This window comes from Pseudomonas sp. F1_0610 (assembly GCF_047470865.1).
Classification (GTDB): Bacteria; Pseudomonadota; Gammaproteobacteria; order Pseudomonadales; family Pseudomonadaceae; genus JAZDRH01.
In genome coordinates this window covers 195,509-211,619 of sequence record NZ_JAZDRH010000001.1, presented here as the reverse complement: position 1 = coordinate 211,619, position 16,111 = coordinate 195,509, and the positions used below count along the sequence as shown (strand labels likewise).

General features: G+C 43.2%; 13 protein-coding genes. 4 read left to right on the top strand and 9 right to left on the bottom strand.

Translation table 11 applies throughout. The annotated features are described in order from the left end of the window. Positions 1-73: 73 nt before the first annotated feature. From VQ643_RS00975 to recC, 4 genes are all read right to left on the bottom strand, one after another. Positions 74-1,405, bottom strand: a complete 1,332-nt coding sequence (locus VQ643_RS00975) for an OprD family porin (RefSeq protein ID WP_414197359.1) — start codon at positions 1,403-1,405, stop codon at positions 74-76. Positions 1,406-1,578: 173 nt separating this feature from the next. After that, a complete protein-coding gene (gene recD / locus VQ643_RS00970; RefSeq protein ID WP_414197358.1) occupies positions 1,579-3,615 on the bottom strand; it encodes an exodeoxyribonuclease V subunit alpha in 2,037 nt (678 codons plus the stop codon). After that, positions 3,612-7,286 (bottom strand): exodeoxyribonuclease V subunit beta, encoded by a 3,675-nt coding sequence (gene recB / locus VQ643_RS00965; protein WP_414197357.1) that lies wholly within the window; start codon positions 7,284-7,286, stop codon positions 3,612-3,614. Before recB ends, recD begins: the two co-directional genes overlap by 4 nt. Positions 7,287-7,290: 4 nt before the next feature. Further along, positions 7,291-10,734 carry an exodeoxyribonuclease V subunit gamma gene (gene recC, locus VQ643_RS00960; protein ID WP_414197356.1) on the bottom strand — a complete coding sequence of 1,148 codons (3,444 nt, stop codon included), beginning with the start codon at positions 10,732-10,734 and terminating at the stop codon, positions 7,291-7,293. A 225-nt stretch (positions 10,735-10,959) separates the two neighbouring features. On the opposite strand from recC, the gene VQ643_RS00955 reads away from it, so the two are divergent. From VQ643_RS00955 to VQ643_RS00940, 4 genes are all read left to right on the top strand, one after another. Next, positions 10,960-11,256, top strand: coding sequence for a DUF883 family protein (locus tag VQ643_RS00955; RefSeq protein WP_414197355.1), 297 nt, complete (start codon positions 10,960-10,962; stop codon positions 11,254-11,256). Positions 11,257-11,260: 4 nt separating this feature from the next. Continuing rightward, positions 11,261-11,644, top strand: a complete 384-nt coding sequence (locus VQ643_RS00950) for a phage holin family protein (protein WP_414197354.1) — start codon at positions 11,261-11,263, stop codon at positions 11,642-11,644. Next, on the top strand, positions 11,631-11,966 hold the full coding sequence (locus VQ643_RS00945) for a hypothetical protein (protein WP_414197352.1): 336 nt from the start codon (positions 11,631-11,633) through the stop codon (positions 11,964-11,966). Before VQ643_RS00950 ends, VQ643_RS00945 begins: the two co-directional genes overlap by 14 nt. Positions 11,967-12,032: 66 nt before the next feature. Further along, entirely contained in the window at positions 12,033-13,370 is a 1,338-nt protein-coding gene (locus VQ643_RS00940) for a deoxyguanosinetriphosphate triphosphohydrolase (RefSeq protein WP_414197351.1), read from the top strand. A 20-nt stretch (positions 13,371-13,390) separates the two neighbouring features. Here the strand turns inward: VQ643_RS00940 and VQ643_RS00935 are convergent, their stop codons facing one another. The 5 genes from VQ643_RS00935 to VQ643_RS00915 form a co-directional block, all read right to left on the bottom strand. Continuing rightward, positions 13,391-13,732: a LapA family protein gene (locus VQ643_RS00935; RefSeq protein WP_414197349.1), complete on the bottom strand. Its 342-nt coding sequence runs from the start codon at positions 13,730-13,732 to the stop codon at positions 13,391-13,393. A gap of 16 nt (positions 13,733-13,748) precedes the next feature. Beyond that, positions 13,749-14,048 (bottom strand): integration host factor subunit beta, encoded by a 300-nt coding sequence (gene ihfB, locus VQ643_RS00930; RefSeq protein WP_414197348.1) that lies wholly within the window; start codon positions 14,046-14,048, stop codon positions 13,749-13,751. A gap of 168 nt (positions 14,049-14,216) precedes the next feature. After that, positions 14,217-14,798, bottom strand: a complete 582-nt coding sequence (nfuA, locus tag VQ643_RS00925) for a Fe-S biogenesis protein NfuA (RefSeq protein WP_414197346.1) — start codon at positions 14,796-14,798, stop codon at positions 14,217-14,219. Positions 14,799-14,874: 76 nt separating this feature from the next. Further along, complete coding sequence (gene mtnC / locus VQ643_RS00920; protein WP_414197344.1) at positions 14,875-15,549, bottom strand: acireductone synthase; 675 nt, start codon at positions 15,547-15,549, stop codon at positions 14,875-14,877. Then, the gene (locus VQ643_RS00915) at positions 15,546-16,097 is read right to left on the bottom strand and encodes a 1,2-dihydroxy-3-keto-5-methylthiopentene dioxygenase (protein ID WP_414197342.1); all 552 of its coding nucleotides are present in this window, start codon (positions 16,095-16,097) and stop codon (positions 15,546-15,548) included. The genes mtnC and VQ643_RS00915 overlap by 4 nt, the downstream gene beginning before the upstream one ends. Positions 16,098-16,111: the final 14 nt, after the last annotated feature.

Sequence of the window (16,111 nt, the reverse complement as noted above, 5' to 3'; positions counted from 1 at the left end):
AAAAGGTAGTGATATTTTTCTCACAAAAAAGAAAACCCGCCAAAGCGGGTTTTCTTAACTTACAGGCTACAGTTTATAGCAAAGGCAGTGTGTAAGTTACGTATACGCGGTTGTGGTCAGTATCTTTAACGGCACCATTGTGTCCACGTAAAGTACCATTACGCGCTGAGAAGGTAACATTTTTAAATGTGCCTTCTTGAATGGTGTAGTCAAGTGCGATATCACGCTCCCACTGGTGGCCTTTGGTGGTGTTTTTCAAGTACATATTTGTACCTTTAGTGTAGCTAACACCCGCTTTTAAGCCAGGAACGCCAACGCCAGCAAAGTCGTACTTGTAATCAACCCAAGATGATTTAGTACCTGCTGTAGCGAAGTTATTGATTAAGCGGTCAGTATGCAACCATACCGATGCACCTTGCGCGCCTTCACCTAGACCACCTTGGTTTAGCTGAGTGAAATCACTGTTTTTCGACACACGCTGATGGCCTAGCATAATGCTGTGCTTATCAAGCTTATACGTGAAGGCTAAGCTCCAAGTATTGTTGTCGATTTTGCCATTACCGTTTTTGGTGTAACCACCAATAGCATAATTGCCACGCTTGCTATCAGACTTGTTATTACCATCTGCTTTGGTGCTGAAATAGCGAATATCTGTATTAAAGCTTTGGTTGTCTGCAATATTAAAGGTATGGTTTAAACCTAAGAAGTTTTGTTTATAAAAGTCTTCTAGGTTGGCATAGTAATATTGCAAGGTTAGGTCAGGCATAACCTTATAGTCAGCACCTGCAAACCAAAATTTATTGCTGTCTTCTGCGCTGCCAGATACAGATAAGCCGGTACGGTTGCTAGAAGCACGGCCTACGGCATTATTTAACAAGCCTGCAACAACACTGAGGTTCTCAATTTCGTTCATGGTGATTTGACCACCATTGAACATTTGAGGTAACAAACGACCATCGTTAGTTTTTAGGATAGGCAAGTTAGGCTGTAAAGTACCTACACGGGCTTCTGTTTGAGAAATACGTGCTTTAGCGGTCACGCCTAGTTTGGCAAAGTCATCCGTAGAGTGACCATTGGTTTTGGTTGGGAACAACTGGCTGCTTGCGCGGCCTTTTTTAGAGCTGGTTGAGCTATCGTCTAATTTGATGCCCCACATTGCCACTGCATCAAGACCAAAACCTACAGTGCCTTCAGTAAAGCCAGACTGTACGTTTAGGATAAAGCCTTGGCCCCATTGTTTGTCATCAACACCACCGTCACGGTTGTCGTTGTTGATGTAGAAGTTTTTCATAGTCAAGCTGGCTTTGGCATCTTCAACAAAGGCCGCTTGAGCAAGGGATGGTGCTAATACTGCAGCACTTAGAGTAGTAAAAGCGATTGCTTTAGTTAGTGGCTTCAGGTCCATTCTTATCTCCATAATGGATCAGTTAAACGCTGGCGTTTTTTATTTATATCTCGCCTTATTATGCAAAAACAATCTAAAACGAGAACTACTTAAAACTGTCATAGTCAATTTCAGTGTACTTAATTTTTCCTTACTCGCCTAGCAGAAAGCATACTTTTATTATATTTCTATGACTAATGGATAGCATTTTTATGACTAAATATGTCCTTTAATCCACTTAAGCGATTCACCTGTGTCTTTATGGCTTCTTTGAAGACATTTTTGTTCGACTCAACCAAAGTAAAATGCGTTTGTGCCCGGGTAATGGCGGTATAAACCAGCTCTTTTGTCAGCACAGGATTTTTCTGATTCGGTAGAATTAATGCCGTATGCGCAAACTCAGAGCCTTGTGATTTATGTACGGTCATTGCAAATACACTCTCAAAATGACTGAGTCGGCTTGGTAAAATAAAATGCAATCCCCCTTGCCCATCATTTTTAGGAAAAACCACACGTAACTTAAAAGGATCGCTGCTCTGTTGCACTACGCCTTGTTGCAGATAAGGCACGCGTAAAGCAATGCCAATATCGCCATTCATTAAGCCTAGACTATAGTCATTCCGTGTGATTATTACAGGGCGCCCTTCAAACCAGCCGTCAGCGGCATCTGTTAGCTTATGTTGATGCAGCCAAGTGCTAATTTGCTGGTTAAGCTGCTCCACACCAAAGGCGCCTTTACGTACCGCGCAGAGTAGTTGAAAGCGATCAAAAGCATTGAGTACATGACGCGCCCAGTCTTCATAAACAACCCAGTTGGTTTCATTGCGATTAGGGCGAGTATTTATCAGTTCTTGCAGATAATAACTATAGCCTTGTGCCGATTCGTTTAAGCCGTTTAGTACTAAGGTTTTGAATTCTGCATCTGTAGTATCATTGATACTGCATTGGCTAATATCGTTAAATTTCTGGTTCCACAAGACCTTAATGCTATGTAGGTCTTGTGTATTAACTGCCTTAGCTAGTTGGCCAATACCAGAGTCTTCGCCAAATCGGCGAGAGTATCGCAGCATTACAATATGCTGCGATAGCGCATTACCAGCCGTACTTGGCTGAATTTCGACGAGTTTTTGCTCTGTCACTTGTTCTAGCCAGGCGAGCGTTTCTGCTGTGTACAGCCCTTGTTCGGCGTTTTGGCATAGATCTCCGAGTACCGCTCCTGCCTCAACAGAAGCTAGCTGATCTTTATCGCCTAATAAAATTAACTTGGCAGATAAAGGCAATGCACTGAGTACAGAGTGCATCATATCCAAGTCAATCATAGAGGCTTCATCAATCACTAAAACATCTAATGACAGCGGATTGTCTTGATGATGCTTAAAGTGCCTTGTGTTAGGTCGGCTACCTAATAAGCGGTGCAAGGTGCTGACTTCACAAGGAATAGCATTTTTTATCTCAGCGCTTACAGGCAAGGCTTGAACTTGCTGGCTAATAGATTCTGTTAAGCGGGCCGCTGCTTTACCTGTAGGCGCTGCCAAGCGGATACGTAATAGTTCGCCTTTAGTTAAAGCTTCTGCTTGCAATAAAGCCAATAGGCGCACCACTGTTGTAGTTTTACCAGTACCAGGGCCCCCGGTGATAATACTAAAACGCCGGCGCGCGGCGATTGCACAGGCGACTTTTTGCCAGTCGCTATGGTTCTGTTTAGGAAAAAGCTGATTTAGTGCTTGGCGCAATTGATTTTCAGGCTGATCGATAGGCATTAAACGCTGTTCTAGATGACGAATAACGCTTTGTTCATAGTCCCAATAACGACGCAAATATAAAAAGCTACCTGCAAGCACCAAAGGCTTGTGTTCAGCTGTGGCCTGCGTGGCGCTGCTGACACAACTACTTTGGCGCAGGCAGTGTTGTAGTTCTATCAGGCTAATTCCCTGTAATTGGAGATTAGGTAATAGTTGCTTATGCTCTGGACTGGCGCTATAGGGATGCTCTTCTAGGGCTAAGGCAAAGTTAGGATTGTCTAATGTACCCGCTAAATCTAAACAGATATGGCCACGACTAACTTGGAAGCTAACTAAAGCACTGGCTATGAGTGTTAAGCCGCTCACGCTAGGATCCAGTTGCCAAAGAAAATCTGCAAAGGCTTTATCTAATGGACGTAACCAGCCTAGGTCGACCCACTGATTTAATAATTGAAGGCTAAGCTCGGGCTGGGTTAATGTCGTACTCATAGGTTATGCTCCTGAGTTTTACCCCTAAATAGGCTATCTAAAGCTTCAATTAAAGCGTGCGGTGGGCGTGTAAAATAAACCCCATGCTGTGGCTCATCTAAGCCACGTACAAACCAATAAACTACACCGCCGATGTGCTCCTCGTAGCTGTATTGGCTGCCTAAGCGCAAGCCTAACTGGCGGTGTAACGCTAATACATAAAACACATATTGCAGATCATAACGATGATCTAGCATGATTTTTTCCATGGCTAATTGGGTATAGCTTTCAGCAGTTTCACCAAGCCAATTGGATTTATAATCAAGAATGTAGAATTTACCTTGATACTCAAAGGTTAAATCTATAAAGCCTTTAAACATGCCATTGAGTCGATTAGGTTCAAGTCTTGGTCGTGCAAACTCAGGTAAAACATGCTTTTGCACTAGACGATCAAGCTGTACAACATCCACCTGATTAGCTGCAAACCAAAACTCCATTTCGCACTGATAGTCTGTGAGCTGGGCGAGGCTGACGTGGTTATCACCCAAATTCAGGGGGCTACTCATAGCCGCCACTAACCACTGTTGCACGCAAGTATTCCATTGCTGCCAGTCACGTAACTGTAAACGGTGCTCTATTTGCGGCAAAATTAGCTCAGGCTGTTGTTGCACTTGAGAAAAACCTATGTCAGCAGCTAGCTCAAATAAGCCATGTAAAAAAGTGCCCTGTTTAGGCCCTTTTGGAAAGGTATGAATACTGACACTTGCCGTCTGCTCAGTAGAAATAATTGGCTCAGCAAGGGTTTCATCGTCTAACATGATAGCCGCATCGGCGGTATCTGGCGCTTGATAAGCTAATGGACTCTGGTACTGGACTTTCTCCCCTATTTTTAATGCACTATAAGAAGCAATCCACCAGTTCTCAGCAATATTTCGTTGCATTTTACGGCAAATAGGATGCTGTAATTGTTCAGTCTGGCCTATAAATAGAGTTTCTGTTACTTCATCAACTGGCTTGATCTGTGTTATTTCAGGCAGTGCGACATTGGCTAACACCTGAGGCAATTCAAGGCTAGACGCCAATGCTTGCCCTTGGGTGAGCAGGTAGCCTATGGCTGTAGTGTGAAATGCTGAATCTTTTTTCTGACTACTTTTTATATCCGCCAGACCTAACCAGCAAGCATAACGAGAACGTGTTAGTGCCACATAAAGCAAACGTAAATCTTCAGCCAAACGCTCATTTTCAGCCAACTGGTAATGTTCAGCCGTACTAACGAGCTCTAATTGATGCTGCTGGCTAACAGGGTCATAAAAATAATACGGCTTTTTCTCATTCACTGGTCGGCTAGCGCAAATAAATGGTAGAAAAACTAAGGGGTACTCTAGCCCTTTAGATTTATGGATGGTGATAACACGGACTAAGTCCTCATCGCTCTCAAGGCGCAATATTTGTTCATCGCCGGCATTGAGCTGCCCAGTTATGGTTTGTTCTAGATAACGAATAAGGGCTAATTCGCCATCTAGCTCTACGCTGGCATGCTGTAGTAATTCAGCTAGATGCAAAATATTAGTTAGTATTCGCTCGCCTTGTTCTTGTGCGGTAATACGCTGCGCCAGATGATAATCATGTAATAGCTGACGCAGCATAGGTAATACACCTTGCCACTGCCATATTTTTTGATAGTTACGAAAGGACATTACCTGTTCTTCCCAGAGTAACTCATCATTATTGATCTGCTCTAACTCAAACAAGCTGCGGCAAAACATTCCTGACGCCAATGCGGCTTTTAAGGGCTGCTCTTGATTGGGTGTATGGCAAGCTTTCAAACAGAGTAAAATATCTACAGCTTGAGAGCTAGCAAAGACAGAGTCTTTATCCGATAAATACACACTGCGTACATTGCGTTTTGCCAACTCACTACGTATAGCCTGTGCTTCCGTAAAACTACGCACTAAAATAGCGATATCGCTTGGCTTTACCGCCGTCAATTCAGTATTTTGAGCAAACCCAGCCTGCTGCTGTGCACCAAGATTAAGTAAACGAACTATTTCGCAGGCACAGCTTTGTGCCATTTGCTTACGATAAAGGTTCAGCGATAAAGGCTCATCTTGCTGAGCATAAACTAGGCTTAATGCTGGCGCTGGGGCACCATTTACTATCCATTGTTCTACCTTTCCACTTGCGTTTACTGGCTCAAAAGGGAGGGCATTTTTTTCAGCGGTTTTGAAGTAGAAAGCGCCCTTGCCGGCATCATTTTGCTCAGCATAATTAAAAAGGCTATTGACAGACTCAACCATGCCTTTAGTGGAGCGAAAGTTAGTATCTAGGCTGGATAGATTATGTGCTGTAGCTTCTCGGGCTTTTAAGTAGGTGTAAATATCAGCTCCACGGAAGCTATAAATAGCTTGTTTAGGGTCACCAATTAAAAAAAGCCCTGTTTCTTTTGTCTCTAATTCTAAGTTATAAATTTGATCAAAAATACGATACTGCAAGGGATCAGTGTCCTGAAACTCATCAATCATGGCCACAGGAAACTGTTGACGAATTAGCGCAGCTAAACGCTCACCATTTTGACTCTGCAAAGCATGATCAAGGCGTTTGAGCATGTCATCAAACCCCATTTGCGCACGTATCTGTTTTTCTTGCTCAAAACGTTGCTGTACCCAGCCGCTGGCAAAATAAAGCGCTTGTTGGATAATACGCTGTTGTTGCTCGGCTATTTGTTTTGGAATTTTCCCTAATGCTTCTAATGCAGGATGAACTAAGGCTTGGCTTTTATCTTTCCAAGCATCATGCAGGCCTTCTAGAGATAAGCGCTTGAAGGCGCTATCGGTTAAGCTTAGCTCTACTTCATCAGTACTCGCCCAGTGGTTAATTACCGCCAGCCATTTAGAAACATTGCCTATTTTGAGTTTGCGGCCATCTACTTTTTTATCTTCACAAGCCTGCGAGAGTAGTTGTTTGAGCTCCTCACACCAGTTTAACCAAGGCGCTTTTAGTTCTTTAAGTTTTAGCTCAAATTGCTCTGTTGTTTCCGTCAATCTACTTTGTAGCGAGCCTTCTAACTGTATGCTAGGTTGTTGATGTAAACGCATCAGAGGATAAAGCTGTTCTAGTAGCTTTGTTGGTTCTTGCCAGTTGTTTATTACCCAAGTTAAAGCCTGTGCTTGCAAGGGATAACAGTGCTGGCGCCAAAAGTCGCACACTACTTGCTCCAGCAACTCACTGTGGTCCGTTTCTAAATGCTGTTGAAACAGACTATTACTATCAAATGCATGCTCTCTTAGCATGCGTTGACACCATGAGTGAATGGTTGAGACAGCCGCTTCATCCATCCATTGCGCTGCAACTTCTAATAATAATGCAGGTTGGCTGCGATCTTCGATTGGGTATTCAGCTAATAAAGCGGCAAGCAAGGGGTCTTTTACCTCAATTAAACCGCGGAAGGCTTGGGCTGCCTCAACTAAACGAGCGCGTATGCGGTCGCGCAATTCACGGGTAGCTGCGTCAGTAAAAGTTACTACTAGAATTTGCGGTGGTAATAAAGGTTTGCAAAACGCATTTTCGTTGCCATGTTGCAAAATTAAGCGCAAATATAAAGCAGAAATGGTATAGGTTTTACCTGTACCAGCGCTGGCTTCAATTAAACGATTACCAAACAGCGGAAAATGCAAGGCTAACGGCTGGCTCATTGTCTTACTCCTCAGCACTGTTTAGGGGACTAATACTGGCATTAATCAGTGGGGAATACAGCGTCTTAGCCCAATGGGTAAAGTCGGCTGTGGGGAAGCTGGAAAACTCAGGATACTGGCGTGTTAAATAAAAACTTTGCTTGCGCTCCCCTGTTTTTTGATGACCACCCTCATAGGTAGATGCAGCGGTTTCTAAGGCTTTTTCTTGGTCATCGGCATGCTCTATTGAGTACAAATAGCTCAGTGCTGTTTTCATGGCTACAGGCAAAGGCTGCTGTAAACTGGCTTGCCAGCTAGATATCCAGCTCTGTACAAGCTGTTTTGCCGATTCTGCATCTAAGGCAGGTATTTTATGCTGGGCTTCTTCACTAATAATAAAGGTGGTTACTGGCAAATCACAGGCGCAGGCAAGCACGTGGTAAACATAAGGTCGCAAAATACGGTGCCACTTTAGTTGTTTGCCGCTATAAATGCGCCCTGTTATGCGTTCAATATTTGCTAAGGCCCCCTGCTGGTTTTGGCGCAACCCGCTAAACCAACCTTCTAACCTATATTGCTGATAATTGAAGGTTAATGGTTTGGCACTGGTAACTAGGTTTGGCCATAGCGCTTGTAGGGCGAAAAGCTGTGTAGCCTGATTCTCTAATGGTGCTAATAGTTGCTGTTGCAGATGCTCGCCAAAACCATTCATAGGATAAAAACCACTGCGCTGCTGAATTTGCGCTTGGGCTTCTAAACGCTGTTTAATATGTTCGACTGGCCCTGTGCAGGCGGCATTTAGTAACTCTTCGGCTAAGCGATGCTTGGCTAAGGCATCTACTGCAAAAGGCTCAATATCCAGTTGTTCTTGGCTGTCTTGATTAAAGTAAACCTTCAAACGCTGATTGAAAAAATAACGCACGGGATCACGCAACATGGCAACTAGGCTATCAGGCGTAAGCTCAATATTTACCGGAAGCTGATCCAAGCATTCTGCTTTTACTGCGGTTGGTTTAGGTTGATGTAAGGAGGCCCATTCTTGCGCGTAGGTAAATAGCTGAGGGTGTTCTGAAAAATATTGGCGGCTAAATGGCTGTAATGGATGTTCCAAAGTTATAGCTTCAAGCAATGGGATGCCCTTCTGGCTTTTCCAGCCTTGGGCTAAATGTTCTCGTAGTTGGTTAATTAAAACCGAGGCTGGCCGCTCGCTATTGTCACGAATATTACGTCCTACCCAGCTAATATAAATTTGTTCTGTAGCTGCCAATAAGGCTTCTAATAATAAGTATCTATCGTCTTCACGCCGTGAGCGATCACCTGGGCGATAGTCTTTTGCCATCAGATCAAAATCTAGTGGCGTAGGTGAACGTGGGTAATCGCCGTCATTCATACCTAGAATACATACTAAGCGAAATGGAATAGCACGCATGGGCATCAAGGTGCAGAAATTTACAGCACCAGCTAAAAAGCGTTGGCTTAATCTATCTTGCTCAAGCTGACTTAACCAAGCTTCGCGAGCCACGGCTAAAGGCAAAGGTTGTGTTATTTGTGCAGCCTCTGCTAACTGAAACCAAGCTTCATAAGCCGTTTCTAAGCGTAACAGCAATAATTCATCACGTTCGTTATCTGCACTAAAAAAGTCTTGTAATAATTGTTGAAAAATAGCTACCCATTGCGTTAATGAATGCGTTTGCTCCAGTTGTTGTTGAAGTTGCTCAATAGCTGTTAGTAATTGAACTAAAGGGCCTATGATAGCGGCTTCTAAGCCAGCAATTTCATCATAAGGCTCAATCCCTTGATATTCACCACGGGCGCCTAAGGCATAACCTAGCAACATGCGACGCAAGCCAAAGCTCCAAGTATTTTGTTCTAAGCCTGTCGTTTGACCGAGTTTTTGCCGTTGTTCTGCATTGAGTCCCCAGCGTATGCCTGAACCAGTAATCCAGTTTTGCAGTTGAGGTAAATCTTCTTCCGCAATATTAAAACGCCCCCGTACTGCAGGTACGTCAAGTAAGTCCATTAGATCGCTGACACTAGAGCGTGTTTCTGGCAGATGCAGTAAATGCTCCAGAGCTATGAGTAATGGATCTGTTCCGCGCTGGCCTTGGTCGCTTAATGTAAAAGGAATAGCGCGTTTATCATCCCGTTTATGTTGACCAAAAACAGCTTGAATATGTGCAGCATAACGATTGACATCAGGCACCATTACAATAATATCGCGAGGTTTTAAACTGCTGTCTTGTGCAAAGCGTGCCAATAGCTGGTCGTGCAGAATTTCTACCTCACGTTGAGCGCTGTGTGCCACATGAAAGCGAATAGATTGATCATGCTCAGTATCAATGGGCGCCCACGTATTTTGGGTTTCTTGCAAAGAACGTAAGTTCAGAATGTCATCCTGCAACTGATTAAGTAATCTTTGTTGACCTCGACTATCAAATAAGTCAATGCGCTGATTTAATGCATTAAAGCGCGTTTGGTAATAGGCCGGATCATCGTATTGATCAAGCAAATTGATATAGTCACGCCCTTGTTTGCCCCATGCCGCTAATAACGGATGAGCATGTTGATGCATATCCTCATCTGCAATAGCGATGGGCATGCCTTTCTTGCGCGCGTGGCGCTTAAATTGATGACGTAGTAAGTCTTTATCCTCAACAATATCGCCCCAGTGATACTGACAAGGATTATTCACGCAGAGCATAACTTGGCTGTATTGAGCTAAAGCAGAAAGCGCCTCTAACATTTGCGCTGGCAGTGAAGAAATACCAAACACAATCACACGCCTTGGTAAGCCTTTAGGCATCTGTGTACTAGCGCGCATTGCCTGCATAAAGCGCGGATGTACGCCAGCACGACTTTCCAAGAGTGTTTGTTGCCCTAAATCTTCAATTAAGATACGCCATAAAGAAGCTTGCCACGCCAGTGAGCTTTGTTCTGTACTTTCTACAGCTTTAACTTGCCCATGCACATTGATTAATTGATCTTTTCCTTGAGCCCAGTCTTGTAGCCAATCTGCCCGATACACTTGGTATTGGTCAAATAAGTCAGCTAAGCGCTCTGAAAGCTGATAACGCTTACGTAAATCAGCATCGTCTTCTAAAAAGCGCTGTAAAGGCTCGAACTCTGGGCGGTTAATGATTTCAGGTAAAAGACGCATTAATCGCCATGTGAGAGGCGCTTTATCTAAAGGTGATTCTTTGGCAACATTTTCTGTACCCAACACCGTGCGGTAAGTGCGCCATAAAAAACGTGCTGGTAGCTCTACCTGTGTTGCTGCGCAAATGCCACCACCTTCGTCAGCCGCTAAAGCCAGCTTGAGCCACTGGGCAATGCCATTACTTTGTACGAGGATTATTTCATTTTCTAATGGATGCAGTGGATTAGCACTCATCCATTGCACAATCAGCTCACGTAATTCTTCAAGCTGATTGCCATGAATCACCATAAATCCTGGTGTAAGTTCTGACATTGGTAACCCCCCTTTAGCGAATTAGGCTATTGTGCCAGCCTTTAAAGACAAATGGTGTCGCTACTAAAAATTATTAGAATTTATAAACTGACTGTGCTCGCTCAATATAATTAGGCTAAGCTTTACTAGCATGCTAAGTTTAACGATGCTGTATGTTACATGCACTGGCAGCAAGCAAACTATTAAGTAGTTGCGCTATCTACAGATGGATATGAGGATATTTTAATGACTGATAAAAACAGCTTATTCACTCAACTGAGCACAGAAATTGCCAATATTGAACAGCTTTTAGCGAATTCAGGCGAAGTCACAGAGAGTAGCTTAGCGAACTTACGTGGCCAACTTGAAGAAAGTCTAGCCAAAGCTAAAGATAGCCTTTCAGAAAATCAGCAAGCACTGATTGAGCGCGGTAAAACAGTGCTTACCCAAGCTGAGCAGTTTATTAAAGAGCATCCTTATAAAGCATTAGCTATTGGCGCTGGTGTGGGTTTATTGCTGGGTTACTTATTCAGTAAGCGATAATTCTATGAATGCTGATGAAAAGCCAGATCTTAGCCATGGGAAGAAGTTTTCTAAGGCAGCCTTAGGCCTTATTTCCAGTCATTTTCGCTTATTTGTTATTGAGTTGAATGAGCAAAAACAGCACTTTTTAAAGCAAGTAATTTTACTAAGCTTGGTGTTAATTTTTGGCTTATTAAGCCTATTGGCCTTAACGGCTTTGATTATTATTGCGTTCTGGGATAGTTACCGTATTTGGGCGGTGGTTGGTGTCGTCGTTTTTTATGTTTTAGCCACACTGGTTTGTTTATGGCGCTGGAAAGTCAGTTCACGCCATAGCCCACCTGCTTTTGCTGATAGTTTAGAGCAGCTAGCTAAGATGCGTGAGGAACTATTTAATGAAGAAAACTAAGATAGAAGAAAAGCGCTTACTAATACAACATATAACCGCTTGCCGTGCATTAATTAAACAGGAAAGCCAAGAACTCTTAAAACCTGTAACAAAAGTACAACAGCTACATCAAAGGTATAAACGCTTTTATCCCTATATTGCTATTGCTGGTGGTGTTCTGGCTGGGTTCACAGTTAAAAAACAGACTAGCAAGCCCAGTGGAGTTTCTTTATGGCAAACCGCTATACAGGCCTTATTAGTGCTACTCCCATTTTATGTAAAACAGCCAACACCAACGCAAGCAGAAGCATCTGAGCCTACTAAGTCAACGAATAATCCATAAAGCACTTGCTAAAGGCTTCCACTTCCTTTTATGTTACTTGCTGCTTACATCATAAGAGGAAGTATTGTGGATTGGCAGCGTTTATTAAGCCGTGAGCGTTTAGGTAAAGCCACACACAGTCCTGAAGAGTTAGGACGTAGCCCCTTTCATAAGGATCATGACCGTATAATTTTCTCGGGCGCCTTTCGCCGTCTCGGACGCAAAACCCAAGTACATCCGACTTCTAGCAATGATCATATTCACACGCGGCTAACCCACTCATTAGAAGTGAGCTGTGTTGGGCGCTCATTGGGCATGCGTGTGGGGGAAATGCTACGAGCAGATAATAGCTTACCTAGTTGGTGTAGTAGCGCCGATTTAGGCATGATTGTACAGTCAGCGTGCCTTGCGCATGATATTGGTAACCCTCCTTTTGGCCATTCGGGTGAAGACGCCATACGTCATTGGTTTCAACAGGCAGCTGACCGTGGCTGGCTAGACGATATGACAGATGCCCAACGCCAAGATTTTTTAAGCTTTGAAGGTAATGCTCAAGGTTTTCGTGTGTTAACGCAATTAGAGTATCACCAACATGACGGTGGTATGCGTCTAACCTACGCTACGCTAGGCGCTTTCCAAAAATATCCTTGGAGTTCTCGTTACGCTAATGCTGAAGGCTATAAAAAGCATAAATTTGGCGCCTACCAAACAGAAATTGCACTATTAGAGCAAGTCACTGAAAAGCTAGGAATTCCGAAGCTGGAGAACGAACGCTGGGCGCGCCATCCTTTAGTGTACTTAATGGAAGCGGCGGATGATATTTGCTATGCCTTGATTGACTTAGAAGACGGGTTGGAAATGGACTTACTCAGTTACAATGAAGTGGAAGCTTTATTGCTGGGTTTAGTTGGTGATGACTTACCTGAAACCTACCGTGCACTGGGCCCGCAAGACTCTCGACGCCGACGTTTAGCTATTTTGCGTGGTAAGGCAATTGAGCATCTTACCAATGCCGCCGCCCATGCTTTTGTGGATCAACAAGAGGCACTCTTAAAAGGTCGGCTAGAAGGTGACTTAGTGGAGCATATGGTTGGGCCGGCAAAATCTTGCGTGCTGGGTGCTAAACAATTAGCACGTAGTAAAATATTTCAAGATAAGCGCAAAACCTTGCATGAGATTGGCGCCTATACCACTTTGGAAATATTGCTTAATGCCTTTTGTGGTGCCGCATTAGAACAGCATAGAGGTAAGGCTTTATCTTTTAAAAATCGACGTATTTTTGATTTATTAGGTAACAATGCACCATTGCCTTCCATGCCACTGTATGGTGCTTTTATGCAGATTGTAGACTTTATTGCAGGAATGACAGATAGCTATGCTACTGAAATGGCCCGCGAAATGACAGGACGCTCAAGCCCTACTTAGGGCCTGAGCTGTTTATTGGGTTATTCTGTAGTAGCCTTGGCAGGAATAACCTCTATTTTGGACTCAGCCTCAATGACTTGCTCTGTTAGTAATTGAGCTTCTTTTTCAGCTTTAGCTATTTGCTTGCGTAATTTCTTAATAGTCATGCGTGCCCGTGTTAATGCAAGCCAACTCAGCAATGCACCTAAAATTAAGCCAGCAATGAAAACGATAATTAAGAAAGTGGCAATAGGCAATTCTGGGCTAGACCAAGTAAAGAACTTAATACTACTACTGGTTTGATTTCCGAGAATAAAGAAAATAGTAAAGGCAGCTAATGCTAAAGCTATTAGCAAAACGAAGATTTTTTTAATATGTCGCATAAACTTTTCCTAGCGTTTACGCATTCGAGTTGGCTAGTTCTTCATTTACTCGGTCACGCAACTCTTTGCCCGGTTTAAAATGAGGCACATGCTTTGCTGGCAAACGCACAGTTTCACCAGTTTTAGGATTTCGCCCAACTCGTGGTGCGCGATAATGCAATGAAAAACTACCAAATCCGCGTATTTCAATACGATCGCCAGTAGACAATGCTTGGGCCATTTGCTCCAAGATGGTTTTTACCGCAACCTCAACATCCCGCACCATAAGATTAGGATGCTGTGTAACAATACGCTCGATGAGCTCTGACTTTGTCATTACTTTTCCTTTTTTATCAAGCATCTAGCCATTTTTTAGCACGCTTGATGAGATTTGAACAGTCTAAATTCTGAACAATCTCAAAGATTTGCAATTTTAAGTCACAATTCGTTATGAAATAACTACTTAACTCAATAAAGGAGTTGATAGTTTCCTCCGTTTACAAACTTAATAGTAAGCGTTGTCACGATTGCTATGGTCAGTTACATCCCGTACACCTTTCATTTCAGGAATACGCTCTAGTAAGGTTTTCTCAATGCCTTCTTTTAACGTAAGGTCAATTTGATGGCAACCTTGACAACCACCGCCAAATTGAAGAATAGCAACACCATCTTCAATATCAACTAAGGTTACCTGCCCGCCATGACTGGCAAGACCGGGATTAATTTCAGTTTGAAGATAGTAGTTAACTCGTTCAGGGAGTGGACTGTCTTCACGGATCATAGGTACTTTAGCATTAGGGGCTTTAATGGTGAGCTGGCCGCCCATGCGATCTGTTGCAAAATCCACAACGGCATCTTCTAGGAAAGGTTCACTGACTGCATCAATCCAAGCTGTAAAGGCGGCTAGTGCCATAGGCGTATCTTCTGGCTTCTGTTCACCCGGCTTGCAATAAGCAATGCATGTTTCAGCATAAGTAGTGCCTGGTTGGGTAATAAATACACGGATGCCAATGCCTGGGGCGTCTTGCTTTGCTAATAAATCGGCCAAGTATTCTTGCGCAGATTCGGTAATCACTATAGTGCTCATGCTAACTCCTCAAATGATAGCCGTAGTTTACGCTAAATTACGGCTAACCACAAAGACCAAGTATTTTAGTATGGTATTACCAACTGAGGTTAATATCTGCAAAACTATTCACAGTTGTATGTCCTACTAGACTAGCACCATCACGTGCTAGGCCTATCGTCTTAAAGCCTGCTCTAGCTGCTGCATCAAGCTCTTGTACCATGTCCGATAAAAATAAAATCTGTGCCGCTGGCAAATCTAAGGTTTGGCTAATATTACGATAAGCGCTTATTTCGCGTTTAGCACCAATGGTGGTATCAAAATAACCTGAAAATAACGATGTAATGTCGCCTTGCTCGCTACAACTAAAGAGTAATTTCTGTGCTTGTACTGATCCTGATGAGTAAACATAGAGTGCAATGCCTTGCGCAGCCCATTGTTCTAGAACAGGAAGCACATCAGGATATAAGTGCCCTTTTATTTCTCCGGTCAAATAACCTTGTTGCCAAACCATACCTTGCAACGCTTTTAATGCAGTATGTTTTTTATCTTCTTCCATCCATTGTATGAGCTGTGCGATTAACGCTTCTAAACTAAGATGTTTGCCTAATTCTGTGTGCAATACTCTAATTTGCTCAGCCACATCTGGGCGTTGTTGTTGTTTTTGTAGAAACTCGGCTATATGCGCTTTGGCATAGGGAAATAAGGTTTTATAAACAAAACTAACTGAAGTTGTAGTCCCTTCAATATCAGTAACTATTGCACTAATCATTTCCAGTCGTCCATGTTTGGAAAGTCTTTTGCAATGCTATCGCCGGTATATTGAGCGATCCAACCTTGAGGATTGTTAAACAGACGGATAGCAATAAAGTACGGATGCTCGCCCATATCAAACCAATGCTTACTACCTGCTGGTACTGAAATTAAATCGCCTTTTTCGCAAAAGACAGCATATACATGATCTTCAACATGTAAGTTGAATAAGCCACTGCCAGCGACAAAAAAGCGTACCTCATCTTCACTATGCGTATGTTCGTCAAGAAATTTAGCACGTAATTCTTCACGATCAGGATGATCTTCTTTGATGCTCACCACATCAAAGCTTTGATACCCCTGCGCTGCTATTAATTTATCTATGTCTGTGCGATAGGCGGCAATAATATCTTCACTGCTTGCACCAGGTTGTAACACGGCGCTAGCTTGCCACTGTGCAAAATCTACGCCTATTTCAGATAGCTCACGAATAATATCGTCAGCATGATTAAGTAAACGCTGTGGTTGCACGGGATCGTTAACATGGTAAACCGCTAGGCTACTCATAGTTTCTCCTCATC

What these genes read in the sequence shown, in the direction of transcription:
- VQ643_RS00975 (WP_414197359.1), bottom strand. Translation starts at nt 1,405, where the DNA reads ATGGACCTGAAGCCACTAACTAAAGCAATCGCTTTTACTACTCTAAGT.
- recD (WP_414197358.1), bottom strand. Translation starts at nt 3,615, where the DNA reads ATGAGTACGACATTAACCCAGCCCGAGCTTAGCCTTCAATTATTAAAT.
- recB (WP_414197357.1), bottom strand. Translation starts at nt 7,286, where the DNA reads ATGAGCCAGCCGTTAGCCTTGCATTTTCCGCTGTTTGGTAATCGTTTA.
- recC (WP_414197356.1), bottom strand. Translation starts at nt 10,734, where the DNA reads ATGTCAGAACTTACACCAGGATTTATGGTGATTCATGGCAATCAGCTT.
- VQ643_RS00955 (WP_414197355.1), top strand. Translation starts at nt 10,960, where the DNA reads ATGACTGATAAAAACAGCTTATTCACTCAACTGAGCACAGAAATTGCC.
- VQ643_RS00950 (WP_414197354.1), top strand. Translation starts at nt 11,261, where the DNA reads ATGAATGCTGATGAAAAGCCAGATCTTAGCCATGGGAAGAAGTTTTCT.
- VQ643_RS00945 (WP_414197352.1), top strand. Translation starts at nt 11,631, where the DNA reads ATGAAGAAAACTAAGATAGAAGAAAAGCGCTTACTAATACAACATATA.
- VQ643_RS00935 (WP_414197349.1), bottom strand. Translation starts at nt 13,732, where the DNA reads ATGCGACATATTAAAAAAATCTTCGTTTTGCTAATAGCTTTAGCATTA.
- ihfB (WP_414197348.1), bottom strand. Translation starts at nt 14,048, where the DNA reads ATGACAAAGTCAGAGCTCATCGAGCGTATTGTTACACAGCATCCTAAT.
- nfuA (WP_414197346.1), bottom strand. Translation starts at nt 14,798, where the DNA reads ATGAGCACTATAGTGATTACCGAATCTGCGCAAGAATACTTGGCCGAT.
- mtnC (WP_414197344.1), bottom strand. Translation starts at nt 15,549, where the DNA reads ATGATTAGTGCAATAGTTACTGATATTGAAGGGACTACAACTTCAGTT.
- VQ643_RS00915 (WP_414197342.1), bottom strand. Translation starts at nt 16,097, where the DNA reads ATGAGTAGCCTAGCGGTTTACCATGTTAACGATCCCGTGCAACCACAG.